Origin of the sequence: Brevibacterium antiquum, assembly GCF_016107655.1 — a bacterium.
GTDB lineage: Bacteria > Actinomycetota > Actinomycetes > Actinomycetales > Brevibacteriaceae > Brevibacterium > Brevibacterium antiquum.
This window is the reverse complement of sequence record NZ_JABASX010000017.1, coordinates 1-25,374: the sequence shown is the minus strand read 5'-3', so window position 1 is coordinate 25,374 and position 25,374 is coordinate 1. Positions and strand designations below refer to the sequence as shown.

Sequence of the window (25,374 nt, the reverse complement as noted above, 5' to 3'; positions counted from 1 at the left end):
GTGAGCCGGTGGGGGCCAAGCGCCGTCTGCACCTGCACTTCCTCCATTCCCCGGTCGCCATCCTCGGCGAGGACAAGGTCACGGGGCTGCGCACGGAGCGGATGGAACTCGACGGATCCGGTGGAGTCAACGGCACCGGGACCTTCCATGATTGGGAGATCGACGCCGTGTACCGCGCCGTCGGCTATGCCGGCACAGCACTTCCGCAGCTGCCCTTCGACTCCGGCCGGGGAGTCATCCCGAACCATGAGGGTCGGGTCGTCGATGCAGATGACCAGAAGGTCTCTGCCGATGCAGACGTGGTGCAGGGCGTGTATGCGACTGGGTGGATCAAGCGTGGTCCTGTCGGCCTGATCGGTCACACGAAGGGTGATGCCCTGGAGACGATCGGTCATATCCTCGACGATCGTGCCGCGGGTGTCCTGACGGAGCCCGTGTATCCGGATGACTCTGCGATCGTCGAACTGCTCGAGTCCAAGGGCGTCGACTACGTGGATTGGGAAGGCTACCACCGCGTGGAGACAGCAGAGAAGGCGCTCGGCGAAGCCGAAGGTCGTGAGCGAGTGAAGATCGCAACTCGCGAGGGAATGCTCTCCGAAGCCCGCAGCCACCTGCAGGCGGAAGCGGCCAGCCAGCCCGTATCGGGCCACTGACTGCGACAAGGCACTGAGTCAGACAAGGCACTGAGCTCGACAACTCAATCCAGAAATCTGCGAGCGCGTCACCGTATCGGTGGCGCGCTCGTGGTTTGATGGGAGCAGTGAGGACCCTGTGACAGAGGAGGTACGGTGAGCGCGGATTCGGCGATGAGGGAAGTGGTCTCGCAGGCCTATGCGCAACGGCGCGACGCCTGGGAATCTGCCGCCGTGCGAATCAAACACTGGCTCAAACAGCAGCAGAAGGGTCTCCTGAAGGACAAGGACATCTCCCGCCTTGACGTTGACGGGCATCGCATCAAGGATCCGGCTCGCACCATCGCCAAGCTCGTCGAAAAGACCGCCGACGACCCGGAGCTGCGGATTTCGACTCCACGTGACGTTGAGGATCACATCCGAGACATTGTCGGAGTCAAGGTGCTGTGCAAATCACCGCGCGACCAGAAGATGATGTTCGACTCGCTCAGAGATCCGGAGCAGCTGGGCGTCTTCGTTCTCATCGAGCAGAAGAACTACGTTGACCCACCCAAGCCCAGCGGCTACCGGGCCTGCCACGTGACCCTGCAGATTCCCTCCGACCAGGGTGATCCGGTCTTCGTGGAGATCCAAGTCAAGACCAGGCTCCAAGACGCCTGGGGCGAGCTGACTCACGAGGATATGTACAAACCCGGCGCGGCGATGAAGCCCAGTGAGCTGCACGGTGAGTTCGCCCGGGCGATGGCGAACATGCTCGCAACTGTCGATGACATGGCCGATACTCTCGCAGTCGAACTCTCTGCCCTGACGAACCCCGACCTCGACACCGGTGTGCCCTCAGCCACCGACGACACGATCGAGGTGAAGGTCAGGGCCACGGGCCCGAAGTACGCGCTGGCGGTCGACGGCGATGGCCGTCAGGGCCTCATCCCCGCCTTCGCCGTCCGCAAACTCAGCGACTCCAAGGGCACGATCAAGGTCAACGACTTCGTCAGCGTCGACGACCGCCTGCGAGTCACCGTCGAAGAGGACTCAAAGGGCCTGTACTACATCCCGAGGGAACTGGCGTGAGCTCAGATTCGGCATCAGATCATTTCTGGAACGTATGCTCCATAAGTAATTGTGGAGCAGACGCTCTACAATGCAAGGGTGGAAGCGAATAGCCGTGGACGGCCACTCGAGTTCGAGCGAGCCCGAGCCCTGCTCGACGCCGCACGATTGTTCTGGCGCCTCGGCTACAGCGGAACGTCGACTCGGCACCTGAGTTCGGCGATCGGTATCTCGACGTCGAGCCTGTACTCGGCATTCGACAGCAAGTCCGGACTGTTCGACGAGTGCGTTCGGGTCTACGCCCGGCGGTACACCGCCCTGTACGAAAAGGCGGTCGCCGCGCAGTCCATCAGGACCGTCGTCGATGAGCTGCTGAGATCTTCGGTCATCGAGTTCACTCAACCCGCGGATTCGCATCCCGGCTGCCTCATTACCAGCGCAGTCATGTCAGAGGTGCCGGCGACGCGCAAGGCGCGCGGAGACATATCCACCATGCTGACGAAGAACGAAGGTCTTCTCCGTACCCGCGTCACCAGAGCGATTGACGAGGGCGAGATTCTGGGCGGAACCGACGGTGATGTCGTCGCCGGCTTTGTGCAGACGATCTGGCATGGTCTGGCTGTCCAGGCGAAGCACGGTGTCAGACGCAACGAGCTGCTGCGGGTCGCCGATTTCTCGCAGAGGGCCATGTGGTCGACATACTCGAGGTGAGCTCCGCGTTGTGTCATCGGGCCTGTCGGTCCACGCGATTGCCAGGGTCTTCACCGCGGTGACCTTCTCCTCCGCGAAAGAGGGCCAGGAAGCCTCCTGAATGTTCAGATCGGTCTCGGATGACACTGTGTGAGGAGTATCCGGCACCGAAGTCGAGGTGGAGACGCTGAGCGATTCGCGATCACAGTCCTGCAAGACCGATAAGCTGGTGGACAGGTTGTCGGCCATAGCATCGCGGCCGTCGATGACACCGGCGACGAGGTGGACCGAGGCTGGAGTCTCCGCGGCAATGCGGGCAATGGAACCCGGATCGGACGCGCGGGTGGCAGCGGAGACATCTACCCCGAGGGCCTCGATGCCAGAGTGCGCCAGCGCGCACAACCCTGCTCGCAGTCTTCCGCGCGGGGCGGTGACGAAGATCTGCGGTCGCGTGTTCGACCCGCTCAGTGCGGTGTAAGCACGGGAGGCCGCCTCGGCGAGCTCGGAATCGGAGTGTTCGTCGAAGTCGGTCACGAAAGCAGGTTCGTCCAACTGAACCCAGTCGACTCCGGCCGCAGCGAGAATGCTGATGACGTCGAGGTAGGCGACAGTGAGTTCGTCGAGCTGGTCGAACGTCGAGGTGCTTGTATCGGGGCTGGTCTTCGCCAGTGCCAGCATGGTCACGGGACCGACGAGGACAGGTCGGATGGTGTGACCGGCGGCTCGTGCCTCCGACACCAGCGAAAGAAGGTGCTGCGGGCGGGCCCTGAACCGAGTCGGATACGTAAGTTCCGGCACCAGATGGCGGTAGTCGGCATCGAACCACCTGTCGATGCCCAAAGGTGTTCGCTGCCCAGTGGCCCGTGCCACGGCGAAGTATTCATCGAGGTCGAAGTCGGTACCGGTGGGCTCCGACTCGATGAGTCCGATGCTCAGGGCAGTGTCGAGGACATGGTCGCAGTGGCTGTAGGAGGCAGGGATCGAATAGTCCTCGTCCAAGCCAAGCTCTCGCAGGCGACTGTAGGTGTTCAGCCGCAGGGAGCGCATGGACTGTGAGAACGCCTCGGCATCGATGCGGCCTGCCCAATATTCCTCGAGGGCCTTCGCCTGCTCACGATTCGGGCCGATGTGCGGATAGCCGATGACGGTGGCTGTAGGGAATGTGCTGGACATGCAGCCATTCTGCCGTCGGCCTCGGGGAGGCGGTGGGGCAGGCGACTATCGCCGACATCTGCCGTCATGACCAGATCGGTTAACGTCTCGAACCGTCAGGCAACGTCTCGAACCGTCAGACGGAGTCTCATTGTGACATGCCGACCGAAGCGACGGCCGGTGGCGGGTGCAAGCGGGGATGTGGGTGAGGGGAGTGCTGCTCACCGAGTGTTGCGGCTCAGCGGTAGTTGACGAACTGCAGGTCGAGATCGAGGTCCTTGCCCTTGAGCAGTGCGATGACTTCCTGCAGGTCGTCGCGCTTCTTCGAGCTCACGCGCAGCTCCTCGCCCTGGATCTGGGCTTTGACGCCCTTGGGGCCCTCGTCTCGGATGTACTTCGAGATCTTCTTCGCGTTGTCTTTGTCGATGCCTTCTTTGAGGCTGGCATCGATGCGGTATTCCTTGCCCGAAGGATAGGGTTCGCCGTCGTCAAGGGACTTCAGCGAGATGCCGCGCTTGACCAGCTTCGACTGGAAGACGTCGAGGATCGCTTTGACGCGGTCCTCGCTGACGGCCTTCATCTGAATGGCTTCTCCGGTCCAGGCGATCGAAGCGTCGGTGCCGCGGAAGTCATAGCGTGAGTTGATCTCCTTGGCCGCCTGGTTCAATGCGTTGTCGGCCTCCTGTCGGTCGACCTTGCTGACGACGTCGAATGAGGATTCGCTGGCCATGAATGCTCCTTGTGTGGTGAGAAGATGGACGAGTATCTGGTCACCGAGTGTAGTCGAGACGCATAATTGTGACCTGCGTCTATCGAGTTGGTGATTCGGGGTGGGTGCTTGTAGTATTTTCAAGTGCTCATCGAGCACGCACTGCGGCAGATTGCCCGAGCGGCCAAAGGGAGCTGACTGTAAATCAGCCGGCATTGCCTTCGAAGGTTCGAATCCTTCATCTGCCACGCAGAAGTGAGAAGCCCCGTGATCTTCGGATCACGGGGCTTCTTCGCATTCATCCCTATTGCGCGGCCCCCGGCGCTTCTCTACTGTGGAAGAAAAGCCGAATGGAATCGTCGTCATGAACGAAGAACAGCCTCCCCGCCGCATCGGTTCGCTCGAGGATCGCAACGCGATCGTCGAATCCGCTCTGGACAAGGCGATCAGACGCGGCGATTTCGACGACCTGCCCGGTCTGGGCAAGCCCCTGTCCGGTCTCCACAACTCGGAGGATCCCGACTGGTGGGTCAAAGCGAAGATGGATCAGGAAGACATGAGCGGCGTGGCTCCCGCCGCCTTCCAGCTGCGCAAGGAGAACGCCGTCCTCGAGGACACGCTCGATGCCTTTTCGAAGGAGGCCGACGTGCGCAGCTATCTCGCCGGGTTCAACGAACGGGTCCGTGACGCCATCATGGATCTGCGCGAGGGACCGCCCGTGTTCACCCCACCCCGCAAGGTCGAGGATGAGGTCGCGGCCTGGCGCCGGCGTCGAGCTGCGAAGGCTGCGTCAACGACGAACCCGCCCCCGGCCCCGACTGCAGGTCAGGGCGAGGAGCAGGAACAGCCTCGGCGGTGGTGGCAGAGGAAACGGAGCTAGATCTCCGCGCGCAGACGTTCGAGGGCCAGCTGAGACAGCATTGCCGCCTGATCGCCGAGCACGGTGTCGTCGAAGATGACGAAGGGAGAGTGGTTGTCGCCCTGCCGTTCCTCAGGCACATCCGTGCGTTTGGCGCCGAACATCATGTAGGTGCCCGGAACCTCCTGAAGGACGAACGAGAAGTCCTCACTGGGCATGATCGGGTGCGGTGAGACCTCCACCCTGTCTTCGCCCAGCAGGCCGCGCACCTGGTCGATGGTCCATGCGGTCTCAGCCTCGTCGTTGACGGTCACCGGATACTGAACCTGGAAGTCCACCTCGGCGGTGCATCCGTGGGCCTCCGCGATTCCTCGAGCCAACTGCTTCGATTGCGCCCGCACCGTGTCCAATGACTCCTGGGACAGGGTGCGGACCGTGGCACCGAGGCTCGCCGAGGCGGGGATGACGTTGACCGCCTCACCTGCCGTCAGCTGGGTCACGGACAGGGCGATCGGGTCGAAGGTGCTGATGCGTCGGCTGACCATATTCTGCAGCGCGGTCACGAGTTCGGCCAGGGCCGGGACGGGGTCGATCGCCGACTGCGGCTGGGATCCGTGGCCGCCGCGTCCGTGCAGGGTGATGCGGAGGATATTGGAACCGGCCTGCAGAGTTCCGGGCTTCGTCGAGACGACGCCTCTGGAGCCCATGTGGACATGGGCTCCGAAAGCGGCGACCACCCGGGGCCCCGCAGCGTCGAGGACACCCTCGTTGATCATCACTGAGGCGCCGTTGTACCCCTCCTCGCCGGGCTGGAACATGAAGACGACGTCGCCAGCGAGCTCTTCCCGGTGCGCATGGAGCAGCAGGACGGCCCCCACGAGTCCCGCGGTGTGCAGATCATGGCCACAGGCGTGCATGTTCCCATTCGTCGACCTGAACGGTTCGTCGGTGAGCTCTTCGACGGGCAGCGCGTCCATGTCGCCGCGGAGGAGGACAGCCGGAGCATGCGCGGGCCGCTCGGGGTGGGTTCCACGCAGGACTGCCACCACCGAGGTGGTCTCAACGCCCGTGCTCACCTCCAGACCGAGCCCTTCCAAGGCGGTGAGAACCGCGGCCTGGGTGTGCGGCAGGTCGAGCCCGACCTCGGGGTGGGTATGGAGCCGACGACGGAATTCCTGCAGCTGTGGCAGGAGGGCATTCGCCTCGCTCAGAAGGGTGCTCACAGCATTCCCACGAGGACGCTGGCGATGACGACTGAACCGGCACTGACCGAGGTGAACCCACCGACGAGCATCGGCGGCAACATGACGTTGAGGAGGGCTTCCTTCTCGTCCTCGTCACGGGCGATGGAGCGAGCGACCTCGTTGGTCAGCAGGTAGTCGGCAGGGAAGCCGTACATGGCGGTCAGTGCCACAGACATTCCCAGTGTGGCCTTCCACCTCAGCAGCTTCGTAGCGATGTAGCCACCGACGACGATGCCGATGCCGCCGACGATGAGGATCGAGATGGTGGGCAGGAAGGCGTTGATGACGTCCTGCACGGAGGCCGAGACCAGCGGGGCCATGACGATGGCGATCACGCCGGACATGGCGATGCCGAAGGAGTTCGACCGCTCCATCGCTTTGTCCGGGGACAGGCCGATTGCGGTCGCGACGATGCCGAGGATGAGTGCGAGGATCGATGACGGGATGTGCGTCGGGCCGGACAGCAGGGTTGCGATGGAGCCCCCGACGAGGATGAGGAAGAGCATGAACAGCTGGTTGTCTACGAGGAACGCCGGCAGTGTCACGAGCTTCTTCTTCGCGGCGGCGTCGGCCTCGTCCTCATGATGAGCCGCGGCCAGCTCGTGGAGTTCGCCGCTGTCACGCAGCTTCGTCGCATAGCGGCGGAGCAGGAAATTCGTCAGCGGCATCGACGGCAGCGACTGCAGCATGAGCACCAGAGCCGGAAGCACGATGATCGCCGATGCGGCTCCGGACGCTGTCAGGCCCTCGGTCGTCAGGCTGGTGGCGACGATGCCGCCCGCCAGTGGTCCCGAACCTGCCACGAAGGTCTCGAATCCGAAGATGGGAGCGATGATGAAGAAGATGAGAAGTACGGCGACGAGCATTCCGGAGACGGCGATGATGACCGAGCGCCACTGTTTGAGCATCACGCGCAGAGGGATAAGCGTACCCATGTGGAAGAGCAGAGGAGCCACGAGAATGGTGTAGACCTGGACGAGCATCGAATCGTCGACGACGGTGTCCGGGACGATGCCGATCTTGGCGAAGATGAAGATCCCCAGCATCGCCACGAGGAGACTGGGGATGCGAGCCTTGGACCAGATCGAGACCAATTCGCCGATGGCGATGAAGCCGAGCACGATCGCGGCAGCGTAGATGCCTTCCATAGCGATCCTTTCGAAGATGGTGAGTGTCGTGTGGGCTCGGTTGTCACATCCACAACGGCGTGGATATGAAGCAGCTCACAGAGAGTACGTTATTGCCTGTTTTCGGATAGTGCCTATGCCCTTCTCAGCATTCAAGATAATGAAGACGATTCATGTCCAGCGTGACCGTGCGATAAGGGGAGACGGAGTGTGCCCGGATTGAGGCGAGAGCCGGGGCAGGGCATAGTCTGGGCGTATGAGTTTTCTGCAGTTCCTGCACGAACGAGGCATCACTGAGCGACCTGGTTCCTCGAAGCGTCCCCTGGTGATCGCGCACCGCGGTTATTCCGCTGTGGCCCCGGAGAACAGCCTCGCCGCAGTGGATGCGGCACGTGCCCTCGACGTGGACTTCATCGAAGTCGACACCTCGACGAGCGCCGATGGGGTCCCGGTCATCCTCCATGATCCGGATCTGGATCGGACCACGAATCGGAAAGGACCGGTGGCGAACCTGACGGCGGAGGAACTCTCCTTCGTCGACGCCGGCTCCTGGATGGGCCCGGGATTCACCGGTGTCCGGATCCCCACGCTGGCAGCAGTGATGCGAGATATCCAGCACCGAGGCGGTGAACTCCTGCTCGAACTCAAGGGGGAGTGGTCCTCCGGTGCGGTGGCTCAGATCTCCGAACTCGTCGTTGCGACCGGGACCGCTGACCGGATGGTCGTACAGTCCTTCAACACCGAGACTCTGGCAGCCTGCAGAGACATGCTGCCGATGGTCTCACGGTTCCTTCTGCGCATGGTCCCGCGCCCTGAAGACATCGAGGTGGCACGGGCCCTGGGCGCCGTCGCGATCAATCCCTCCTTCAAGGGCTTCTCCATGCGCAGATCCGTTGTCACCGAGTTCCGTGACAATGACCTGGGCGTATTCGTGTGGACGGCCGATTCCATGGACGAATGGCGTGAGCTCCTCGATGCCGAGGTCGATGGCATCATCACCAACCAGCCCGGCCGTCTGCAGGGATTCCTGGCGGGTCGATTCGACCCGGTGAAGTGAACTCCTGCAGTCTGTGAGCGACGTCACTGAACGCCGATTTGCCCTCGCTGCGCGAAGCCGTGTAAATTCTTACCTGTTGCCCCGATAGCTCAGTCGGTAGAGCATCTCCATGGTAAGGAGAAGGTCAAGGGTTCGAATCCCTTTCGGGGCTCTCGTGCCGCTTAAATGCGGCGCTGGGGCGGGGTAGCTCAGCTGGTTAGAGCGCACGACTCATAATCGTGAGGTCGGGGGATCGAGTCCCCCTCCCGCTACTCACTTCCTCCCTCACCAGGGCATATAGCCCGGTGAGGGAGTTTTTTTATTGCCCAATCGCGGCCAGGAATGCGCTTACGATGCGTCTTGGAACCAGGAGTCGAGCACGCCCACCACTCCACGAGGCCCAATGTTGAGCCGCTGCACATAGTGCTTAGCCGTCACCCCGATCTCCGAATGCCCAAGCTGCTTCGACGCTTTGTCGAGCCCGTCAGCACCGTAGATGGTCGTCGCCACGGTCTTACGAATCGACCGCGGCACCACCCATTCCAAGCCGGCTAACTCTCGCACCTGCCGGAAATGCACACGGTACGACGACGGGTTTCGCCACGTCCCCATCACGGCGCTGTGACGACACCCGCATTTATGAAACGTTCCTTTATGAATACGTTGAAGCGAGTGCTTGGCACTCTTGTCGCCTCCCTGTTCGTCCTCTCCCTAGCGTTGGTCCGGGTACGTGGTTATGTCAACTAGAACTGGCCCCACCCTGACGGTCTGAAATGGCCCCACCCTGTACCCCATTTGTCTCCACCGGTTCTCACTGAAACTGCCCAAACTTCATATTTACGGGGGATGCGCCCGAGATCACAACCGACATAGTGACAGTCCGTTCGCTACTAACAGCGAACGAACTCTCCGCTCATCGAAAGGCACCACTATGAGGAGATCAAGACCAGCATTGGCCTGCGCAACCCTGACGTTCCTCCTTCTCAGCTTCGCAGTCACCCCAGCCACAGCTTCCGAAACAGACGAAGTCAGCGAAGAAAAAATCACATCTTCGCAGGGTCCTTCTCCCTACGTTGAGGCCGACATCGAAGAAGAAGCGATGCGGAAACTCGACGCGATCGAGAAAGAACACCCGCAGGGCATCTCGGCCCAGGCCGCATACAAACGGTACGGCCCCTGCACCTTGCACCCTGCCGGATTCCACACCCGAAAGTCAGCCGGACACAAGTACGGGGGCGTGAAACCGGTCACGGTCTGCACAAAAAAGGTGACCGGAATCAAAATGGCTTCCCAGCTGAGGGTGAAGAACAGTCTCATATGGGCCAAGGCCGGGATCCAAATCCCGCAAACCGCTAACGACAAGGACCTTCGTACGGGCGGCAAATACAAGAAGAAGTACTATACGGTGAAATTCACGCAGACGAACATAAACTACAAGTGCAAGGGAACGAAGACACACAAATGGTCAGCCAGCTCGATTGGCCGACTGCGGTATCAGGGCCGGACACTTTGGGCGCGGGTGACTTCGCCGATACTCTCAGTACAATGCGGTCCGCACTAGAGCCCGCTGACATGCAGATGAGGTGATTATGAGTAACCAGAAGGTATTTTTACTCTTCGCTAAACAGCCTTCGCCGTTCGACTCGGAAGAGATGATCGATCCGTTCATAGGGATCGTGACCGACGAGCGAGATTGTGAGCGGTTCGAGGCCGAACACTCGGAGTACGAAGTCAGTTGGGAAGAACGGTTCATCAATGATTCGGAGGGGCATTGGGTTGAGCCTGGCGATACCGTGTATGGCTATTTTTACATGTCGACGATCAGAGAATCCCCTGAGGGGGAAGTTCTCGACCTGTTGACTGATGCAGCCATCGAGTCCGTGATGTACCAGCAGGCCAACGCCCGTAAAATGCTTGCGATTGGTCATATTCAGGTCATTACCGTTGGCGACATTCGGCTGGACGGCAACTTCCCAGTCGTCGATGAACCCGCGGACTGGGACAAAATCGACAACTAGACGAGGCACGCACGCTTTTCCTTAGCACTGGACGGGGCAGAACCACTGGCGGTTCTGCCCCGTCGAGGATTACTCAAGGCGCGTTCTGTCGTGTGTGGGCGAGTCGGTAGGAATGCGTGCCGGTCTCGATGATCGTCCCGCAGGGTTAACTGCTTTTCAAAGGCTGCGATGTACTCGACTTTCGTGCGAACATTCGGCAAGGGACATTACAAAGGTCCGGGGAAGAATAACTGACTATGAAATCGATCATTGCGAACATCCTATTCTGGGCCCTGGTAGCTCTCTCTGTTCTGTCAGTAGGGCTTAGCATCGCCGCGACCGTAACTTACCTCAGTACAGAAGACGGGTGGATTTTGCAATCGATGGTGGTCGTTGTCTCGTGGGTCCTTTGTGCAGCTCTAGTCGGATCGACTTTGACCTGGTGTGCGGTCATCTACTCGAGGCGTAGGCGCAGCTAGTTTGTGGCCGAATTCGGCAACGCCCCACCGCTTGACGACTGCGGTCCCACGCACTGAGCTCGGACACACAATGGCCCCGGCTTCACCTCACGGTGGGGTCGGGGCTCTTCGTTATTGCTACTTGATCCCGAACGGATCAGAGTCGCGTTGCCGGTAGTCGCGAACGAACCCCGCAACCGCCGTGTATGAGCGCCCGAGGAGCGCAGCCCGCTCTCCGATCGACAGGTCTGTGAGCGTGTACACGACCACAGCATCTTCCGCGTCCATGGCTTTCACCGGTTCGGCGCCAACGAGCGACCGTGCTTGCCAGCAGCCGGCCGCACGCCCCTTTCCCTGAACCACTTACCCAACGTGGACTCGTTGACGCCCACCGTGGCGGCAATGTCGGCGATGGACTCTCCCGCCTCGCGCCGTGCTGTAACCTCATAGCGCACACAACCTTTGGTCTCTCGCGTCGTGTACGGTCGTGTCTCATTCGGGCCGAGTCCACGTTTGTACCGGGCATAGCAGCGGGTGCACAGGCCACGCGCCACCGGGGCACGGTCACACCACACGACAGCGCATGCGCTCACGATAGTCCATTGGTGAGGGCCTTGTGCGCCGATTCGAGTCCGTCGATCGCGTCGATCATGGCTGTCTTGAGTGACTGTGCATATTCGCTGGCGATGCCGAGGATCTGGTCAATTTCGTAGGTGCCGCGTAGGGCGTCGATGCCGAGCACCTCAACGATGTGCATGAATTCCTGCAGGCTGAGTTCCCGGTCGTATGCTTCGATGCGGGAGATCTTCCCCTGGTTCCAGTGGCCGGGGTGCAGAGAATTGAGACGGTCCGAGAGTTCGTGCTGGTTGAGCTCGAGGTCTGTGCGTGCTTGGCGTATGGCGTGGCCGATCGGAATGTAGCTATTGCTCACTGTCGTCGCCGGTCCTCTGTGGCACTCGTGAATCTAGTACGGCGCGAGCAAATTGTCGTCCGAAATCCGTCGGGTATATCAGGCCCGGCCTAACAGAGATCCATGCTCCGGCGTATTCTTCGTCCTCGGAATTGCTCAGCCAATCTTTCAATCTCAGATATTCTGGCCGACTGTAAACGTAATCGTAGACGCCTTCGTCTGGCGCCCAAGATTCGTAGGTGACCGCCGCAAGGCCAAGCCGCACCCAGTTGTCAACCATGGCTGCATATCCAGCTTCTTCGATAATCTCGTTCGTGGTCTCGTCGCGAAGGCTCGGAACATGACGCTCAAGGAACTGCTGCTCACCCCCTTTTCTGGTCAGCATCAAGCTTGCGATCGATGCGAATTGTTCAAGCTCAAAAATGTCGGGAATCCGTGCTGCTTCTTGCGGCGATAGTTGACGGATAATCGACGCGAAGCTTGGGTGCGCATCGCTCTGCTGTTCGCTGTTCGATGCAGTAGCGAGTAGCTCGAGATGCATGTCTTTCAGCGCAGGAGAATCCAGGGAGTATGCGAGACCATCCATTGCTTGTATGCCCACATTTGGATCTGGCGAAATCAGGTCACCCTCGTCATCTGATGCCAGCTTTTTGGCCATGTCGCCGGCAAAATTCTCCTCGAAATATTTCCGCTGGCGGTGACTGAGCCAGAACAAGGGTCTCAAGAAGTAGTTATACAGACCTTGTTTCATTTCCTCTCTGGCGGCCAGGTGCTCGCCAGCGTTTTTGAGTGAGCTGCTCCCTTGCATTTCTTTGAGTAGAGTGGCCTGCAATCGGTCAGACTTCTGCTCTGACGCTCGAACAACTCTGTCGGTCGCGCCTTTGGCGGCGTACAGTCCTGCCGCGCCCGCGACAGTTCCTGGATCAATCATGACCCAAGTGTAGTCACGCGTCGCGGATGATGGTCGTGTGGCGGCCTTCTGTGTTTCCGTACCGTGATGCACCATAACCTCATGACCGAGGACTATGGCACCGCTACCTGGCGGTACTGGCAGGAGATCCGCAACGCTGCCAGCGCCCGCGGCTCGTACCAGGACCGCCCATCCTTGCCTGTACGTGCCCGCATCGTCTGGGAGCGCGACGGAGTGGAGGGAGTCGAAGGCGTGGCGACACGGCAAGGGTTCGACGGCGCGATCTTCGTCGAGCTCGAGGACCGACGTTGCTCGACTCTCGGCGTTTGGTTGCATCCGGACGACGTGTGGTGGCCGAGGAAATGACTTTGACGGTCAGGGAACTTCCCAAATGATCTCGTCGTTTCCAGCCTCTTCTGACTGGCTGTTGAAATAACGAACCTTCGTAATGTTCGAGTCGTCGGCGTCAGTCAATACCCATCCGCGAAGGCAGTCGCCCCAGGCAACGTCGTTCTCGTAATCCAGAGTCGGCGAGATTTCTTCGTGGCGCCACGTCGTGCTCGCCGGCCCGTAACGCCGGTTGTCATCAGAAACCACTGACCAGAAGTCTGTGGTGACGTAGACACCTTCTGGCGTGTTTTCGTTGCCGACACAGACCTCGATATCGATAGCGCCGACCCTGTGGTCGGCAACGTCAGTAACAACGCGGTACACATGCGCAGTAACGCTGGCGCCTTGCGGGAGATCGATGGTGTCACCGAGTGTATGGGTCGCTTCCGTTGGGGTCTCCGTAGGTGTCGGGGTTTCCGTGCTTGCACTGTCTGGGGAGTCAGCAGCTGGTTGCGCATCGGCTTTAGCTGTATTTGCTGGGGAGGAGCATCCGGTGACGACGAGGATTGAGGCCGCAAGGGTGGCGAGGAGTCTTCTAGGCATGATCGGATCATATGCTGGACAGCGGCAGTAGTGGCGCTCGAAGATAGTTGAGTTCTCAATTTGTTACCAAGTGTGGAAGTCGGAGGCGGAACGGAATGTGAGGAGGGGCGGCGATGATGCGTTTACGATGCGTTTTGGCCCGCATTCGGGTTTCCGCGCCAGCACTGGTAGGCAGGACCATGCCGAAGTCCCGTCCCAGGTCAGAAGTGATTCTAAGGTCATTCACTGTCACCCCGCGTCACCTCATGTTCGAATCAAATTAGAATCGTGAGGTCGGGGGATCGAGCCCCCCTCCCGCTACACTGACAGAAGAACCTCCACCTGCTGGGTGGGGGTTCTTCTGATTCACCGCTCACTCGTGCGGCTGCGCCGTGACGTCCTCTGGTGCGAATTCCGCCGCGAACTTCCGAAATGTGCTGCACAAGGTCCAGTAGATGGCCGCGGACACCGGGGCAACCATGATGACCTGCCACCATGACAGATCTTGGGAGCCCCAGCCGAGAAGTTTGAAGCAGGAGTGGACGCACAGGACGAGGATCATCAGGGTGATCGCTTCTCGCCGGTTGCGACGGCGTTCGGAGGTTGACTCCTTCATAAAAAACAAGGCTACCTGAATAATTGAATCTTCAGGGTGTTTGTTTTCGGTGGACCCGCGGTTGAGGGTGAAGTTAGGATGATCGTTACTCAATTTGTTGACTAATGGAGCCTGTGATGAAAGACCACTTTCGACATCTGCACGGACCGCAGGATCTCGGGTGTCGGCCTTTGCGCAGTCGAGTCCCGATGGCGGCGACGCTGTGAGCGGTGATCCCAGGCTTCCGCTGCGATATGTTGCGATCGGGGACAGCCTCTCCGAGGGTGTCGGTGACGAACCCTGGCCCGACGGCAGCCCGCGAGGCTGGACCGATCGCCTGGCCGCACTTCTGACAGCGCACTACGGACAAGATCGGCCAATTCACTACGCGAATCTGGCCGTGCGCGGTTACAAGACAGCCCAGATCGTCGACACGCAGGTCCAGACGGCCATTGCGCTGCGGCCCAGCTTCGTGACTCTGACCGCCGGAATGAATGACATCATGCGGCCCCGGGTCGATTTCGGTGCCCTGAAGAGTGCCCTCGCAGGGATCGTCGAGCCACTGATCTCTGCCGGCGCTGAGGTCTTCGTGGTCCCCATCCCCAATATCGCCGGAGTTTCGCCAGCCGGACGACTGATCAACACCCGTCGACTGCGACTCAATGCGATCTACCAGCACCTCGTCGATACCCACAGGGTCCTGCCGTTGACCGATACCACGAATTCGGTTTTCGAAGATCCCCGGGCTTGGGACGAAGATCGCCTTCATTTGGCCGCACTGGGTCACGAGCGGCTCGCCTGTGCCGCAGCTGCCGGCTTCGGCCTGCCGATCGACTTCGACTTCCTGGGCGCCCCTGACGGGTCAGTGCCACCGCGCACAGTCAGCACCGAAGCAAACTGGTGGTGGAAACACGTACGGCCTTGGATCTATCGACGCCTGACCGGCAAGTCGTCAGGGGACGGTCGAGCGGCCAAACGTCCCGACCTGGGGCCGATCGTCGCCGACTGACGTGAGGAGTTTGCCGTCCGGTCTGCGAGTGTCGCCAGCACGAACTCGCACCAGCGGATATTCTCCTCTTCGAAGGCGATCCCCCGCACCAAGGTGAGGTACGGACCGAGATGATCCGCCTCGGCGAGGTAGTCCCGTTCGCCCCGGCCCTCGAGCAGGCGGCTGCGAGTCTGCTCGTAGCTCTTCAGCTTCGTCTTCGAAGCCTCGAGCTTGTCGTGCACATTGGCCGTGATCGATGCGGCGTCACCGAGTTCCATCGACTCGACCTGTACGAGCAGTTCGTCGCGGATGGCGGTCGGTTTGGGGGTGCGGATCGTGAAGTCGTGCAAAGCGGCACGGCCGGAGTCGGTGAGGGAGAACAGTCGTTTGTTCGGACGTTTCTGCTGGTGGACAGCCCGGGCTTCGATGAGGCCGGCCGCCTCCATTTTGTCGAGCTCGCGGTAGAGCTGCTGCGGCGAGGCGGCCCAGAAGTTCGAGACGGTCACGTCGAACGCCTTCGCCATGTCGTATCCGGAGGCCTCGCCATTCGAGATCGCGGCCAAGATCGCATCCTGAAGTGCCATAGCCGACACCATAGCCCGGCATCTCGACCGATCACAAAGTTGATTATTCCGGACGTAGACTGGGATCACGCACTTGCCCACCGTAGGGAATCAATGATGATGGACACACGGCTCAGCAACTGGCTCCTGGACTCCGACCCGGCCCTGCGCTGGCAGGTCGAGCGCGACCTGTTGGGCATCGACGAAGACACGTGGAAGACGACCCGGGCGAAGGTGCCGACCGAAGGGTTCGGACGTGAGCTTCTCAGCCATCAGGACGCCGACGGACAGTGGGCGGGTGGCGCATACTTCCCGTCGGACTTCAGGGGCGAAGCGGCTCAGCCGTGGACGGCCACGACTTGGGCGCTCAATCAGCTTCGAGACTGGGGAGCTCCCGCCTCGGCGCTGGAGGGAACGGCCGCGAAGCTGGCCTCCATACGGTGGGAATACGACGACCTGCCGTATTGGGGCGGGGAAGTCGACGTGTGCATCAATGCGATGACGCTGTCGAACGGTCTGTGGCTCGGTGCAGACGTCGACGCGATCGTCGACTGGTTCCTCGACCACCAACTCGACGACGGGGGCTGGAACTGCGAATGGGTGGAAGGGTCGACGGTGGCCTCTTACCATTCCACGCTCAATGCCCTGATCGGACTCCTCGACTACCAGGTGCGAACCGGCGATGTTGAGAGGGTGGCGGCCGCAAGGGCCCGAGGGGAGGAATACCTGCTGCGTCGTGAGCTCTTCCGCAGGCTCTCGACGGGGGAACCCTTCTACGATCGCGCATTCAGCCTCGCCCATCCTCGGCGAGCCTATTACAACGTCCTCGCTGCGGCCGACTACTTCCGGGCGGCGGACTGCTTCCGGGCGGCGGCAGAAGGCACCGGTCCCGATCCGCGCATGGCAGCGGCGATCGAGATCATCAGATCGCAGCGTCAAGACGACGGGACCTGGCTGCAGGGGCACCGGCTCGACGGCGACGTCTGGTTCCACATCGACGTGCCGAGAGGCGAACCGTCGAAGTGGGTGACCCTCCAGGCGACCCGAGTTCTGGAATGGTGGGATTCGGCCTAGAAGTCGACTTCGCTCGGGTCGAGGCCGGGGAACTTGACCTCGTACTTGACCATATCGTTCTTGTGGTCGACGAGTTTGACCGAGCCGAAGTACGTCTTCTTCTTCGTTTGAACCTCGCAGCTCGTCAGGCCCCACCAGTCCATGACCTTCATATCGTCTCTGCACTCGACCGCCTTGACCTTCATTGTGAACTTGTTCTTGAACAGGTCGTCGATGTCGGCTTCAAGTGATGCCTTCGGCACCGTTCCGTCGCCTTCTTCGTTGACCTTGATCCCGTCGTCGCTGGCCCAGGAGGTGGCTTTCGGGGAATCTTTGAAGGGATCCTCATACTTGGTCTTGCTGGGCTCCGGCTTCGCGGCCTCCGACTGTCCAGCCTCTGTGGACTCTTCCGTCTCAGCAGCCTCGCCCTGCATGGCACCGGGGGCCGTGGTCTCTTCACTCTGCGCGGTCTCGTCGGTCTTCTTCTCGTCGCCTCCGCCGCATCCGCTCAGCGTCAGGGCCAATGCGACACCAGCTGCGGCGATGACAGCTCCTGGTCGAGAGAGTGACTTCTGCATCGGTTTCATCGTATTGCTCCTCATCGGACTTCATCTGTGCCAGGGAGGACTCATCTGACACCACGGGCGTTGTTCGTTCATTGACGATTCTGCCATCACTGCACCGACACCGAAGGCTTTCGCTGTTCAGTTCCGGAGACACATGTGTCGATCCAGGCACATGACGTCTGACCCCCGCCACCGCCCCGGTCTCGACTACGATGACCGGATGATCCCCACTACGACAACGGCCGAAGGCACTGCCCTTCCGCTCCTCGGACAGGGCACCTGGCACATCGGCGACGATCCTGGGCAGCGAACCACCGAGATCGCGGCGCTGCGCGAAGGAATCGAGCTGGGCCTGAGCCTCGTCGACACCGCGGAGATGTACGGTTCCGGACGATCCGAGAACCTCGTCGGGGAGGCGATCGCACCCGTGCGTGAGGAGGTGTTCCTCGTCGACAAGGTGCTGCCGACGAATGCCTCGGAATCCGGTACGATCGAGGCCTGTGAGCGGTCCCTGGCTGTCCTCGGAACCGACCACATCGACCTCTACCTGCTCCACTGGCCGGGCTCATACCCGGTGGACGAGACGATCGCTGCCTTCGAAGGACTCCGCGAGAGGGGACTCATCGGAGCCTGGGGTGTGAGCAACTTCGACCCGGCCGAGATCGCGGACCTGCCCGCGGTGCCGCTGATCAACCAGGTCCTGCTCAACCCGTCCCGCCGGGGTCCGGAGTTCGACCTTCTGCCCGCCCACCGCGAAAGCCGACCGCACATCACGACGATGGCGTATTCGCCCGTGGAACAGGGGCGGCTGCTTAAAGATCCCACCCTCGCCGAGGTGGCCCGCCGTCACGATGCGACCACCGCCCAGATCCTCTTGGCCTGGGCGATCCGGCCCGGTGACGTCATCGCGATACCCAAGGCCTCAAGCCCAGACCATGTGCGGGCCAACGCCGAGGCGGTCGACATCGTTCTGACGAGTGATGACCTCGCTGACATCGATCGTGCATTCCCCGCCCCGACATCGCCGCTGCCACTGGAAGTGATCTGAATGACCCTGCCATCGATCGGTCTCATCTCCCACGGCACCTCGTCGGCAGAGGGGCGCAAGGTCATCGAAGCGCTCGCCTCCGCCGTCACTGAGGACCTGCACCGCCGAGGCCTGGCCGCCGAGGTGATGCTCGGCCACGTCGATGTCCAGCACCCTGATGTCGCCGAGGTGCTTTCGGCCCTGCCGCCTGATTCCCCAGTGATCCTCGTGCCGCTGCTGCTCTCCCCGGGCTATCACGTGCATGTCGACCTGGCTGAAGCCGTCCGTGCCGCGGGAGGCGCCGATGGACGAACGAAGCCAGGCGCTGACCGACCCGAAGCGAGCGGGCGAGCCGAGAGTCGTGACATCCGATTGACGCCGACGCTGGGACCGGACCCTCGTCTTGCCCGCATTCTGGCTGAGCGTCTGCCGCACCTCGAAGACGAGGACCAGGTGGTGCTCGCGGCCGCAGGATCAAGTGATGACAGGGCCAACGATGCCTGCCTGGGCATGGCTGAATCTCTGGCTCATGAGCTCTCGATGCCCGTCGTTGCAGGGTTTCATGCCGGCGGGGGAGACCGCCTGGGCGATATTGTTGAGCAGAAACGTGGGTCTGGTGCACGCACAGTGCTCTCGAGCTATCTTCTGGCGCCGGGATTCTTCCAGGATCTCACTTCGACGCTCATTTCCGGCTCTCGCGAGATCCTTGCTCGACCGCTGCTCCACGACGGCGTGGAGATCCCGCCATTGCTGGTCGACGTCGTTCGTGACCGGGTAATCGCAGCACTCTGAACCGGGGTCAATTTCCACGACCAGGATCGTCATCGTTCTACTTATGTCGTCATGTGTCACTAAACGACATGATTGGGGGCCCTAATTTGTTGAGCAATCTATATCTCTTGTAGCGTGACTCACCAAAGGTTCACAGCAGCGTTTGGAGGCGATCGTGTCCGCACATGTAGAAGAAATCAAGCAGACTCCGAGGTCTGGGGCTTCCACGCGGCCGGCCCGACCGAAGAAGTCAAACGGTCAGTGGAAGATCGACGGTCAGGAACCGTTGAACAAAAATGAAGCCGACAAGGCCGAGGACAACGGCCTCAACGTCCGCACCCGGATCGAAGAGGTGTATTCGAAGGGCGGCTTCGCCTCGATCACCGACGATGATCTGCATGCTCGTTTCCGCTGGTGGGGACTGTATACGCAGCGGAAACCCGACATCGATGGCGGCCGCACGGCCAAGCTCGAGCCGCATGAGCTCGAGGATGAGTACTTCATGCTCCGGATCCGCATCGATGGTGGCAAGCTCACCACCGAGCAGCTGCACACCATCGCGGGCATCTCGAACGACTTCGGTCGCGGCAGTGCCGACCTCACCGACCGACAGAACATTCAGCTCCACTGGATCGAAATCGAGAATGTGCCCGAGATCTGGGAGCGCCTCGAATCCGTGGGCCTGCAGACGACCGAGGCCTGCGGCGACGTCCCACGTGTCATCCTCGGTTCTCCCGTGGCGGGCATCGCCGCCGATGAGCTCATCGACCCGACACCGGCGATCGAAGAGATCTCGCGCCGCTACATCGGCGACCCGAGCCTGTCGAACCTGCCCCGCAAGTACAAGACGGCGATCACCGGCCATCCCAGCCAGGACGTCGTCCATGAGATCAACGACTGCTCGTTCGTCGCCGTCGAACATCCCGAGAAGGGCATCGGCTACGACCTGTGGGTCGGCGGAGCCCTGTCGGTGGTTCCCCGATTCGCCGAGCGACTCGGCGTGTGGGTCGCGCCCGACCAGGTCGTCGAGACCTGGCTCGGCGTGACGGAGATCTTCCGCGACTATGGTTTTCGCCGTCTGCGCAACAAGGCACGCCTGAAGTTCCTCCTCGCCGAATGGGGCCCGGAGAAGTTCCGTGAGGTCCTCGAGACCGAGTACCTCGGCTACAAGCTCGCCGACGGTCCCGCCCCGGAGAAGCCTATGACAGCGGGCGATCACGTGGGCGTGCACAAGCAGGCCGACGGAAGGTATTACATCGGAGTCAGCCTCATCGCAGGTCGCGCCTCGGGCACTCTGCTGAATCAGATCGCCGATCTGGCGCAGAAGTTCGGATCCACGCGACTGCGCACGACTCCGCATCAGAAGGTCCTGCTCCTCGATATTGACGAAGCAGACATCGACGAGGTCGTCGCAGGCCTCGATGCCCTCGGCCTCTCCAGCCGTAAGGACCTTTTCCGCCGTTCGACCATGGCCTGCACCGGCATCGAATACTGCAAGCTCGCGATCGTCGAGACTAAGCAGACAGCAGCGGATGCCGTGACGGCGCTCGAAGAGCGCCTCGCGGGTATCGACCTGCCCCACCCGATCAGTCTCCACCTCAACGGCTGCCCGAATTCGTGCGCACGCATTCAGATCGCCGACATCGGGCTCAAGGGCCAGATCGTGACGACCGACGAGGGTGAGCAGGTTCCCGGGTTCCAGGTCCACGTCGGCGGGGGGTTGGCCTCGAAGGACCGCGACGAAGCCGGCCTCGGCCGCACGGTCCGCGGCCTCAAGGTCACGGTCGACAACCTCAGCGACTACGTCGAGAAGCTCGTCCGCCGGTTCCTCGACGCGCGCGGCGAGACCGAGACGTTCTCCGAATGGGCACACCGCGTCGACGATGAGGAGTTGGTATGAGCACCACGGAAACCCGAACCGCAGAAGCGCTGCCCACGCCTACCCGCCACCGTCGCGGCATCGAAGAGCTCAAATCCCTCGCCGAGGCGGGGGCCAAGGAGCTGGCAGGCGATCCCGACAACGGCGTGGCCGAGGCCAACCCGGCCGACGTCATCCGCTGGGTCTCACGCAACTTCGACACCTCCACCTGCGCGGTGGCCTGCTCGATGGCCGACGCGGCTCTGCCGCACTATGTCGCCCAGTACCTGCCCGGCGTCGACGTGCTCTTCCTCGACACCGGCTACCACTTCGCTGAGACCTATTCGACCCGCGACGAGGTGGCCAGGAAGGTCGACGTCAACATCGTCGACGTCCTCCCGGAACAGACCGTGGCACAGCAGGATGCCCAATTCGGTGCCGAGCTGTTCAACCGCGACCCCGGCCTCTGCTGCGCCCGGCGCAAGGTCGCACCCCTGAAGAAGTCTTTGGCCGGCTACGAACTCTGGTTCACCGGAGTCCGCCGGGACGAAGCACCGACCCGCGCGAATACGCCGCTGGTGGCCTTCGACGAGAAGAACGGGCTGGTCAAGGTCAACCCCCTGGCTGCCTGGTCCTTCGACGATCTACTCGACTACGCCGGTGCCTTCGACGTGCCGGTCAATCCACTGCTGTCGCAGGGATATCCGTCCATCGGATGCCAGCCCTGCACCAACCCCGTGGCCGAGGGGGAGGACCCCCGTGCCGGCCGTTGGGCTGGAACCTCGAAAACAGAATGCGGGCTGCACGTATGAGCATCGATCACACACCACTGTCCACCCTCGACGTCCTCGAATCCGAAGCGATCCACATCATCCGCGAGGTCGCCGCCGAATTCGAGAAGCCCGTGCTGCTGTTCTCCGGCGGCAAGGACTCCGTCACCGTCCTCCACCTCGCGGCCAAGGCCTTCTGGCCTGCGAAGATCCCGTTCGGTCTTCTCCACGTCGACACCGGCCACAACTTCCCGGAGATTCTGAAGTTCCGCGATGAGACCGCCGCGCGCTACGGCATCGACCTGAGCGTGGCGAAGGTCCAGGACTACATCGACGACGGCCGCCTGCACGAGCGCGCCGACGGAACCCGCAACACCCTGCAGACCCAGCCGCTCATCGACGCGATCGCCGAGGGCGGATACGACGCCGTCTTCGGCGGAGCCCGCCGTGATGAGGACAAGGCCCGCGCCAAGGAGCGCATCTTCTCCCTGCGCGATGAATTCGGCCAGTGGGATCCGAGCAATCAGCGCCCCGAGCTGTGGAACCTCTACAACGGTCGCCATGTCAATGGCGAGCACGTGCGCGTGTTTCCGATCTCGAACTTCACCGAACTCGATGTGTGGAGCTACATCGCCCGGGAGAACATCGCCCTGGCCCACCTCTACTACGCCCACGAGCGCGAGGTCTTCCAGCGCGACGGCATGTGGTGGTCAACGGGTGAGTTCTCGGCCCCGCGGCCCGACGAGTCCGTCATCCGCAAGTCGGTGCGCTACCGCACCGTCGGCGACATGAGCTGCACGGGCGCCGTGGAATCCGACGCCGACGACATCTCCTCGGTCCTCGCCGAGGTGGCTGTGACCACTGTGACAGAACGCGGAGCGACCCGCGCCGACGACCGGATCTCGGCCGCGGCGATGGAAGACCGCAAGAAGGACGGATACTTCTGATGACCACGACACCAGACACCACCGCTGCCACGCAGACGAAGACGCTGCTGCGCTTCGCCACGGCCGGCTCCGTCGACGACGGCAAATCGACGCTCGTGGGTCGACTCCTCCACGATGCGAAGGCAATCCTCGCCGACCAGCTCGAAGCCGTGACACGCACCAGTGAGGAACGCGGCTTCGTCGGAGGCGAATTCGACTTCGCCCTGCTCACCGACGGCCTGCGGGCCGAACGGGAACAGGGCATCACGATCGACGTCGCCTACCGCTACTTCGCCACCGACAAACGGTCGTTCATCCTCGCCGACTGCCCCGGACACGTCCAGTACACCCGGAACATGGTCACCGGAGCGACGACCGCCGATGCCGTCGTCGTCCTCATCGACGCGCGCACCGGAGCCACAGAACAGACCCGACGCCACCTCACAGTCGTCCACCGTCTGGGCATCGGGCACGTCATCCTCGCGATCAACAAGATCGACCTCCTCGACTACGATCAGATGGCATATGCGAAGGTGAAGGCCGAGATCGAAGCGCTGACGGCTGAGATCGGACTCGACTCGGCTCATCTGATCCCGGTCTCTGCACTGGCTGGTGACAATGTGGCCGAGGTTTCGGCGAACACGCCGTGGTACCAGGGTCCCGCGCTGCTGGAGCTGCTCGAGAACCTGCCCAGCAAGGAAGAGGACACGGCCGACCTCGAGCCCTTCCGCCTCGACGTGCAGTCCGTGCTGCGCCCGCAGGGCGGCCTGGCGCCGGGACTCGACCCCGATGAGTTCCGCGACTACCGGGCGGTGACGGGCCAGGTCACGTCAGGACGGATCCACCTCGGCGATGAGATCGACGTTCATCCGGCCGGTCTGCGGACCACTGTGGTCGGCATCGACACGGCGAATGGCCCGCTGGAGACCGCGGGCGCCCCGCTGTCCGTGGCGCTGCGTCTGGCCGACGACATCGACACCGCACGCGGCAGCGTCCTCGCCGCTGCCGGAAGCCTGCCCGAACCTCGCAAGGCCCTGCGGGCCGAGGTCTTCCCATTCACCTCCGAAGGACTGCGTTCCGGTGACCGGGTGCTCGTCAAGGCAGGTACCTCGACGGTCAAAGCGATCGTGACGATCGAATCGAAGCACAACCTGCTGACCGCGGGATCCGAACCCGCCGAGGTGCTCGCCGGCAACGACATCGGCACCGCCCAGGTGAAGCTGGCCACCGCTCTGCCGATCGCGGACTTCCGCGAGCACGGACGCGCGGGCGGCTTCCTCATCATCGATCCGCAGACCGGGTCCACCGTGGCCGCAGGAATCCACACTCCCGAGGACGAAGTGTCATGAGTCTCTTCACTCCTCAGGCACCGGGCAGCGTGCTGCTCATCGGTGCGGGACCCGGTGATCTCGGCCTGCTGACCGTCAAGGGCCTGCGCGCGTTGGAAGCGGCCGAGGTCATCGTTGCGGATCGCCTCGGCGCGCGTTCGGTCATCGACCAGCTCGAGACCGAGCGCGGGGAGTCACTCGACGCCGAGATCATCGACGTCGGCAAGACCCCGGGGCACCATCCGGTTCCGCAGCAGCGGATCAATGAGATCCTCGTCGAACAGGCTCGCGCCGGGCGCCGTGTGGTCCGACTCAAGGGCGGAGACCCGTTCGTCTTCGGCCGCGGCGGCGAAGAGCTCGCCCACTGCCATGAAGCCGGCGTCGACGTGCAGGTGGTGCCGGGAGTCACGAGTGCGAACTCGGTTCCTGCCGTTGCCGGAATCCCGCTGACTCACAGGGGACTGGCCACCGCGTACACAGTCATCACCGGCCACGATCAGCTCTCCGAACTCGGCGGAGGACGCGACCACACGGTCGTCGTGCTCATGGGCATCGGCACATTGGCGCATTCGGCGATGATTCTGGCCCGCGGCGCCCGCAGGGGAGACTGCCCTGTTGCGATCATCGAAGACGGGTTCGGAGACAACCAGCGGGTCACTGTCGGCACTCTCGATACGATCGCCTTCCAGGCCGCACGCCGAGGTGTCCGGTCACCGGCCGTTGTCATCGCCGGTGACGTTGTGACCTTGAGCCCGTATGCCGTCGGAGCCTTCGCCGCAGCGCAGGTATCCGAGCCAGAACTCATGAGGAACCAATGACCTACATCATCGCCCAACCCTGCGTCGACCTGAAGGACCGTGCCTGCATCGACGAATGCCCCGTCGACTGCATCTACGAGGGCAGCCGCTCGCTCTACATCCATCCCGAGGAATGCGTCGACTGCGGCGCCTGCGAACCCGTCTGCCCCGTCGAGGCGATCTTCTACGAAGACGACGTCCCCGACGAATGGGAAGCCTACTACTCTGCGAACGTCGACTTCTTCGACACCATCGGATCCCCGGGCGGAGCCGCCGCGCACGGAGTCATCGACGGCGACCACCCCTTCATCGCGGCCCTGCCGCCCCAGAACACCGACGACTGACTGTGCTGAGGAGAACCATGACGACGAATCCCTTCCGTGTGGCCATCGTGGGTGCCGGCCCGGCCGGCATCTACGCGGCCGACCTGCTGACCAAAGCCGAGC

The 25,374-nt window shown here is 62.1% G+C and carries 28 protein-coding genes, 3 tRNA genes and 2 pseudogenes; 21 read left to right on the top strand and 12 right to left on the bottom strand.

What is annotated here, in order from left to right:
* The 3 genes and pseudogenes from JFC13_RS19125 to JFC13_RS19970 all read left to right on the top strand — a co-directional run.
* Nucleotides 1-653, top strand: a pseudogene (locus JFC13_RS19125) (pyridine nucleotide-disulfide oxidoreductase); the annotation flags it as partial.
* Nucleotides 654-788: 135 nt separating this feature from the next.
* Complete coding sequence (locus tag JFC13_RS19120; protein WP_198398615.1) at nt 789-1,703, top strand: GTP pyrophosphokinase; 915 nt, start codon at nt 789-791, stop codon at nt 1,701-1,703.
* A gap of 51 nt (nt 1,704-1,754) precedes the next feature.
* Nucleotides 1,755-1,958: pseudogene (locus JFC13_RS19970) on the top strand (TetR/AcrR family transcriptional regulator); the annotation flags it as partial.
* Between the two features lie 171 nt (nt 1,959-2,129).
* Here the strand turns inward: JFC13_RS19970 and JFC13_RS19570 are convergent.
* Both JFC13_RS19570 and JFC13_RS19110 read right to left on the bottom strand, forming a co-directional pair.
* Nucleotides 2,130-3,545: a hypothetical protein gene (locus tag JFC13_RS19570; protein WP_232488812.1), complete on the bottom strand. Its 1,416-nt coding sequence runs from the start codon at nt 3,543-3,545 to the stop codon at nt 2,130-2,132.
* 217 nt (nt 3,546-3,762) lie between these two features.
* On the bottom strand, nt 3,763-4,254 hold the full coding sequence (locus JFC13_RS19110) for a YajQ family cyclic di-GMP-binding protein (protein ID WP_198398613.1): 492 nt from the start codon (nt 4,252-4,254) through the stop codon (nt 3,763-3,765).
* Nucleotides 4,255-4,399: 145 nt separating this feature from the next.
* On the opposite strand from JFC13_RS19110, the gene JFC13_RS19105 reads away from it, so the two are divergent.
* Nucleotides 4,400-4,481 (top strand) — tRNA-Tyr (locus tag JFC13_RS19105).
* Between the two features lie 116 nt (nt 4,482-4,597).
* On the top strand, nt 4,598-5,113 hold the full coding sequence (locus JFC13_RS19100) for a DnaJ family domain-containing protein (protein WP_198398612.1): 516 nt from the start codon (nt 4,598-4,600) through the stop codon (nt 5,111-5,113).
* On the opposite strand, the gene JFC13_RS19095 is transcribed toward JFC13_RS19100, so the two are convergent.
* Together JFC13_RS19095 and JFC13_RS19090 are read right to left on the bottom strand one after the other, a co-directional pair.
* On the bottom strand, nt 5,110-6,315 hold the full coding sequence (locus tag JFC13_RS19095) for a M20 metallopeptidase family protein (protein WP_198398611.1): 1,206 nt from the start codon (nt 6,313-6,315) through the stop codon (nt 5,110-5,112). The genes JFC13_RS19100 and JFC13_RS19095 overlap by 4 nt on opposite strands.
* Entirely contained in the window at nt 6,312-7,484 is a 1,173-nt protein-coding gene (locus tag JFC13_RS19090) for a hypothetical protein (RefSeq protein WP_198398610.1), read from the bottom strand. The genes JFC13_RS19095 and JFC13_RS19090 overlap by 4 nt, the downstream gene beginning before the upstream one ends.
* A 235-nt stretch (nt 7,485-7,719) precedes the next feature.
* Here JFC13_RS19090 and JFC13_RS19085 point away from each other — a divergent pair, with 235 nt between their 5' ends.
* The 3 genes from JFC13_RS19085 to JFC13_RS19075 all read left to right on the top strand — a co-directional run bounded on the left by JFC13_RS19085 (nt 7,720) and on the right by JFC13_RS19075 (nt 8,771).
* The gene (locus JFC13_RS19085) at nt 7,720-8,520 is read left to right on the top strand and encodes a glycerophosphodiester phosphodiesterase (protein WP_198398609.1); all 801 of its coding nucleotides are present in this window, start codon (nt 7,720-7,722) and stop codon (nt 8,518-8,520) included.
* A gap of 78 nt (nt 8,521-8,598) precedes the next feature.
* A tRNA-Thr gene (locus JFC13_RS19080) sits at nt 8,599-8,671 on the top strand.
* Nucleotides 8,672-8,697: 26 nt separating this feature from the next.
* Nucleotides 8,698-8,771, top strand: a tRNA-Met gene (locus JFC13_RS19075).
* A 76-nt stretch (nt 8,772-8,847) separates the two neighbouring features.
* Here JFC13_RS19075 and JFC13_RS19070 read toward each other — a convergent pair.
* Complete coding sequence (locus JFC13_RS19070; RefSeq protein WP_198398608.1) at nt 8,848-9,033, bottom strand: hypothetical protein; 186 nt, start codon at nt 9,031-9,033, stop codon at nt 8,848-8,850.
* A gap of 418 nt (nt 9,034-9,451) precedes the next feature.
* Here JFC13_RS19070 and JFC13_RS19065 point away from each other — a divergent pair, with 418 nt between their 5' ends.
* Both JFC13_RS19065 and JFC13_RS19060 read left to right on the top strand, forming a co-directional pair.
* Nucleotides 9,452-10,060 (top strand): hypothetical protein, encoded by a 609-nt coding sequence (locus JFC13_RS19065; RefSeq protein WP_198398607.1) that lies wholly within the window; start codon nt 9,452-9,454, stop codon nt 10,058-10,060.
* A gap of 28 nt (nt 10,061-10,088) precedes the next feature.
* On the top strand, nt 10,089-10,517 hold the full coding sequence (locus tag JFC13_RS19060) for a hypothetical protein (RefSeq protein ID WP_198398606.1): 429 nt from the start codon (nt 10,089-10,091) through the stop codon (nt 10,515-10,517).
* A gap of 575 nt (nt 10,518-11,092) precedes the next feature.
* Here JFC13_RS19060 and JFC13_RS19055 read toward each other — a convergent pair.
* From JFC13_RS19055 to JFC13_RS19045, 3 genes are all read right to left on the bottom strand, one after another.
* Nucleotides 11,093-11,242 carry a hypothetical protein gene (locus JFC13_RS19055; protein ID WP_198398605.1) on the bottom strand — a complete coding sequence of 50 codons (150 nt, stop codon included), beginning with the start codon at nt 11,240-11,242 and terminating at the stop codon, nt 11,093-11,095.
* A gap of 301 nt (nt 11,243-11,543) precedes the next feature.
* Nucleotides 11,544-11,885: a helix-turn-helix domain-containing protein gene (locus tag JFC13_RS19050; RefSeq protein ID WP_198398604.1), complete on the bottom strand. Its 342-nt coding sequence runs from the start codon at nt 11,883-11,885 to the stop codon at nt 11,544-11,546.
* On the bottom strand, nt 11,875-12,795 hold the full coding sequence (locus tag JFC13_RS19045; RefSeq protein WP_198398603.1) for a DUF4393 domain-containing protein: 921 nt from the start codon (nt 12,793-12,795) through the stop codon (nt 11,875-11,877). Before JFC13_RS19045 ends, JFC13_RS19050 begins: the two co-directional genes overlap by 11 nt.
* 81 nt (nt 12,796-12,876) lie before the next feature.
* On the opposite strand from JFC13_RS19045, the gene JFC13_RS19040 reads away from it, so the two are divergent.
* Nucleotides 12,877-13,140: a hypothetical protein gene (locus JFC13_RS19040; protein ID WP_198398602.1), complete on the top strand. Its 264-nt coding sequence runs from the start codon at nt 12,877-12,879 to the stop codon at nt 13,138-13,140.
* Between the two features lie 9 nt (nt 13,141-13,149).
* On the opposite strand, the gene JFC13_RS19035 is transcribed toward JFC13_RS19040, so the two are convergent.
* Both JFC13_RS19035 and JFC13_RS19030 read right to left on the bottom strand, forming a co-directional pair.
* Entirely contained in the window at nt 13,150-13,707 is a 558-nt protein-coding gene (locus tag JFC13_RS19035) for a ubiquitin family protein (RefSeq protein WP_198398601.1), read from the bottom strand.
* A 352-nt stretch (nt 13,708-14,059) separates the two neighbouring features.
* Nucleotides 14,060-14,302: a hypothetical protein gene (locus JFC13_RS19030; RefSeq protein WP_198398600.1), complete on the bottom strand. Its 243-nt coding sequence runs from the start codon at nt 14,300-14,302 to the stop codon at nt 14,060-14,062.
* 160 nt (nt 14,303-14,462) lie between these two features.
* Between JFC13_RS19030 and JFC13_RS19025 the strand changes: the two genes are divergently transcribed.
* On the top strand, nt 14,463-15,290 hold the full coding sequence (locus JFC13_RS19025) for an SGNH/GDSL hydrolase family protein (protein WP_198398599.1): 828 nt from the start codon (nt 14,463-14,465) through the stop codon (nt 15,288-15,290).
* Here the strand turns inward: JFC13_RS19025 and JFC13_RS19020 are convergent.
* The gene (locus JFC13_RS19020; protein WP_198398598.1) at nt 15,209-15,853 is read right to left on the bottom strand and encodes a PadR family transcriptional regulator; all 645 of its coding nucleotides are present in this window, start codon (nt 15,851-15,853) and stop codon (nt 15,209-15,211) included. The genes JFC13_RS19025 and JFC13_RS19020 overlap by 82 nt on opposite strands.
* A 93-nt stretch (nt 15,854-15,946) precedes the next feature.
* Here JFC13_RS19020 and JFC13_RS19015 point away from each other — a divergent pair, with 93 nt between their 5' ends.
* Nucleotides 15,947-16,906, top strand: coding sequence for a squalene cyclase (locus JFC13_RS19015; RefSeq protein WP_408610779.1), 960 nt, complete (start codon nt 15,947-15,949; stop codon nt 16,904-16,906).
* Here JFC13_RS19015 and JFC13_RS19010 read toward each other — a convergent pair.
* Nucleotides 16,903-17,472, bottom strand: coding sequence for a hypothetical protein (locus JFC13_RS19010; RefSeq protein WP_198398597.1), 570 nt, complete (start codon nt 17,470-17,472; stop codon nt 16,903-16,905). The genes JFC13_RS19015 and JFC13_RS19010 overlap by 4 nt on opposite strands.
* 151 nt (nt 17,473-17,623) lie before the next feature.
* Here JFC13_RS19010 and JFC13_RS19005 point away from each other — a divergent pair, with 151 nt between their 5' ends.
* The 8 genes from JFC13_RS19005 to fdxA all read left to right on the top strand — a co-directional run bounded on the left by JFC13_RS19005 (nt 17,624) and on the right by fdxA (nt 25,272).
* Nucleotides 17,624-18,499 carry an aldo/keto reductase gene (locus tag JFC13_RS19005; RefSeq protein WP_269770087.1) on the top strand — a complete coding sequence of 292 codons (876 nt, stop codon included), beginning with the start codon at nt 17,624-17,626 and terminating at the stop codon, nt 18,497-18,499.
* On the top strand, nt 18,500-19,270 hold the full coding sequence (locus JFC13_RS19000) for a sirohydrochlorin chelatase (RefSeq protein ID WP_198398596.1): 771 nt from the start codon (nt 18,500-18,502) through the stop codon (nt 19,268-19,270). It begins immediately after the preceding gene.
* A gap of 175 nt (nt 19,271-19,445) precedes the next feature.
* The gene (locus tag JFC13_RS18995) at nt 19,446-21,149 is read left to right on the top strand and encodes a nitrite/sulfite reductase (protein ID WP_198398616.1); all 1,704 of its coding nucleotides are present in this window, start codon (nt 19,446-19,448) and stop codon (nt 21,147-21,149) included.
* Nucleotides 21,146-21,919, top strand: a complete 774-nt coding sequence (locus tag JFC13_RS18990) for a phosphoadenylyl-sulfate reductase (protein WP_198398595.1) — start codon at nt 21,146-21,148, stop codon at nt 21,917-21,919. The genes JFC13_RS18995 and JFC13_RS18990 overlap by 4 nt, the downstream gene beginning before the upstream one ends.
* Nucleotides 21,916-22,824 carry a sulfate adenylyltransferase subunit CysD gene (gene cysD, locus JFC13_RS18985; RefSeq protein WP_198398594.1) on the top strand — a complete coding sequence of 303 codons (909 nt, stop codon included), beginning with the start codon at nt 21,916-21,918 and terminating at the stop codon, nt 22,822-22,824. The genes JFC13_RS18990 and cysD overlap by 4 nt, the downstream gene beginning before the upstream one ends.
* Nucleotides 22,824-24,152 (top strand): sulfate adenylyltransferase subunit 1, encoded by a 1,329-nt coding sequence (locus tag JFC13_RS18980; RefSeq protein ID WP_198398593.1) that lies wholly within the window; start codon nt 22,824-22,826, stop codon nt 24,150-24,152. The genes cysD and JFC13_RS18980 overlap by 1 nt, the downstream gene beginning before the upstream one ends.
* Complete coding sequence (gene cobA / locus JFC13_RS18975) at nt 24,149-24,949, top strand: uroporphyrinogen-III C-methyltransferase (protein WP_198398592.1); 801 nt, start codon at nt 24,149-24,151, stop codon at nt 24,947-24,949. The genes JFC13_RS18980 and cobA overlap by 4 nt, the downstream gene beginning before the upstream one ends.
* Nucleotides 24,946-25,272, top strand: a complete 327-nt coding sequence (fdxA, locus tag JFC13_RS18970; protein WP_069599761.1) for a ferredoxin — start codon at nt 24,946-24,948, stop codon at nt 25,270-25,272. Before cobA ends, fdxA begins: the two co-directional genes overlap by 4 nt.
* The last annotated feature ends 102 nt before the right edge of the window (nt 25,273-25,374 follow it).

Bases quoted from the DNA above. Each gene is read 5' to 3' on its own strand.
- JFC13_RS19020 (WP_198398598.1), bottom strand. From the start codon at position 15,853: ATGGCACTTCAGGATGCGATCTTGGCCGCGATCTCGAATGGCGAGGCC.
- JFC13_RS19085 (WP_198398609.1), top strand. From the start codon at position 7,720: ATGAGTTTTCTGCAGTTCCTGCACGAACGAGGCATCACTGAGCGACCT.
- JFC13_RS18990 (WP_198398595.1), top strand. From the start codon at position 21,146: ATGAGCACCACGGAAACCCGAACCGCAGAAGCGCTGCCCACGCCTACC.
- JFC13_RS19010 (WP_198398597.1), bottom strand. From the start codon at position 17,472: ATGAAACCGATGCAGAAGTCACTCTCTCGACCAGGAGCTGTCATCGCC.
- JFC13_RS19030 (WP_198398600.1), bottom strand. From the start codon at position 14,302: ATGAAGGAGTCAACCTCCGAACGCCGTCGCAACCGGCGAGAAGCGATC.
- JFC13_RS19045 (WP_198398603.1), bottom strand. From the start codon at position 12,795: ATGATTGATCCAGGAACTGTCGCGGGCGCGGCAGGACTGTACGCCGCC.
- JFC13_RS19005 (WP_269770087.1), top strand. From the start codon at position 17,624: ATGACGTCTGACCCCCGCCACCGCCCCGGTCTCGACTACGATGACCGG.
- JFC13_RS19570 (WP_232488812.1), bottom strand. From the start codon at position 3,545: ATGTCCAGCACATTCCCTACAGCCACCGTCATCGGCTATCCGCACATC.
- JFC13_RS19090 (WP_198398610.1), bottom strand. From the start codon at position 7,484: ATGGAAGGCATCTACGCTGCCGCGATCGTGCTCGGCTTCATCGCCATC.
- JFC13_RS19060 (WP_198398606.1), top strand. From the start codon at position 10,089: ATGAGTAACCAGAAGGTATTTTTACTCTTCGCTAAACAGCCTTCGCCG.
- JFC13_RS18980 (WP_198398593.1), top strand. From the start codon at position 22,824: ATGACCACGACACCAGACACCACCGCTGCCACGCAGACGAAGACGCTG.
- JFC13_RS19000 (WP_198398596.1), top strand. From the start codon at position 18,500: ATGACCCTGCCATCGATCGGTCTCATCTCCCACGGCACCTCGTCGGCA.
- JFC13_RS19055 (WP_198398605.1), bottom strand. From the start codon at position 11,242: ATGGACGCGGAAGATGCTGTGGTCGTGTACACGCTCACAGACCTGTCG.
- JFC13_RS19100 (WP_198398612.1), top strand. From the start codon at position 4,598: ATGAACGAAGAACAGCCTCCCCGCCGCATCGGTTCGCTCGAGGATCGC.
- JFC13_RS19110 (WP_198398613.1), bottom strand. From the start codon at position 4,254: ATGGCCAGCGAATCCTCATTCGACGTCGTCAGCAAGGTCGACCGACAG.
- fdxA (WP_069599761.1), top strand. From the start codon at position 24,946: ATGACCTACATCATCGCCCAACCCTGCGTCGACCTGAAGGACCGTGCC.
- JFC13_RS19015 (WP_408610779.1), top strand. From the start codon at position 15,947: ATGATGATGGACACACGGCTCAGCAACTGGCTCCTGGACTCCGACCCG.
- cobA (WP_198398592.1), top strand. From the start codon at position 24,149: ATGAGTCTCTTCACTCCTCAGGCACCGGGCAGCGTGCTGCTCATCGGT.
- cysD (WP_198398594.1), top strand. From the start codon at position 21,916: ATGAGCATCGATCACACACCACTGTCCACCCTCGACGTCCTCGAATCC.
- JFC13_RS19035 (WP_198398601.1), bottom strand. From the start codon at position 13,707: ATGCCTAGAAGACTCCTCGCCACCCTTGCGGCCTCAATCCTCGTCGTC.
- JFC13_RS19040 (WP_198398602.1), top strand. From the start codon at position 12,877: ATGACCGAGGACTATGGCACCGCTACCTGGCGGTACTGGCAGGAGATC.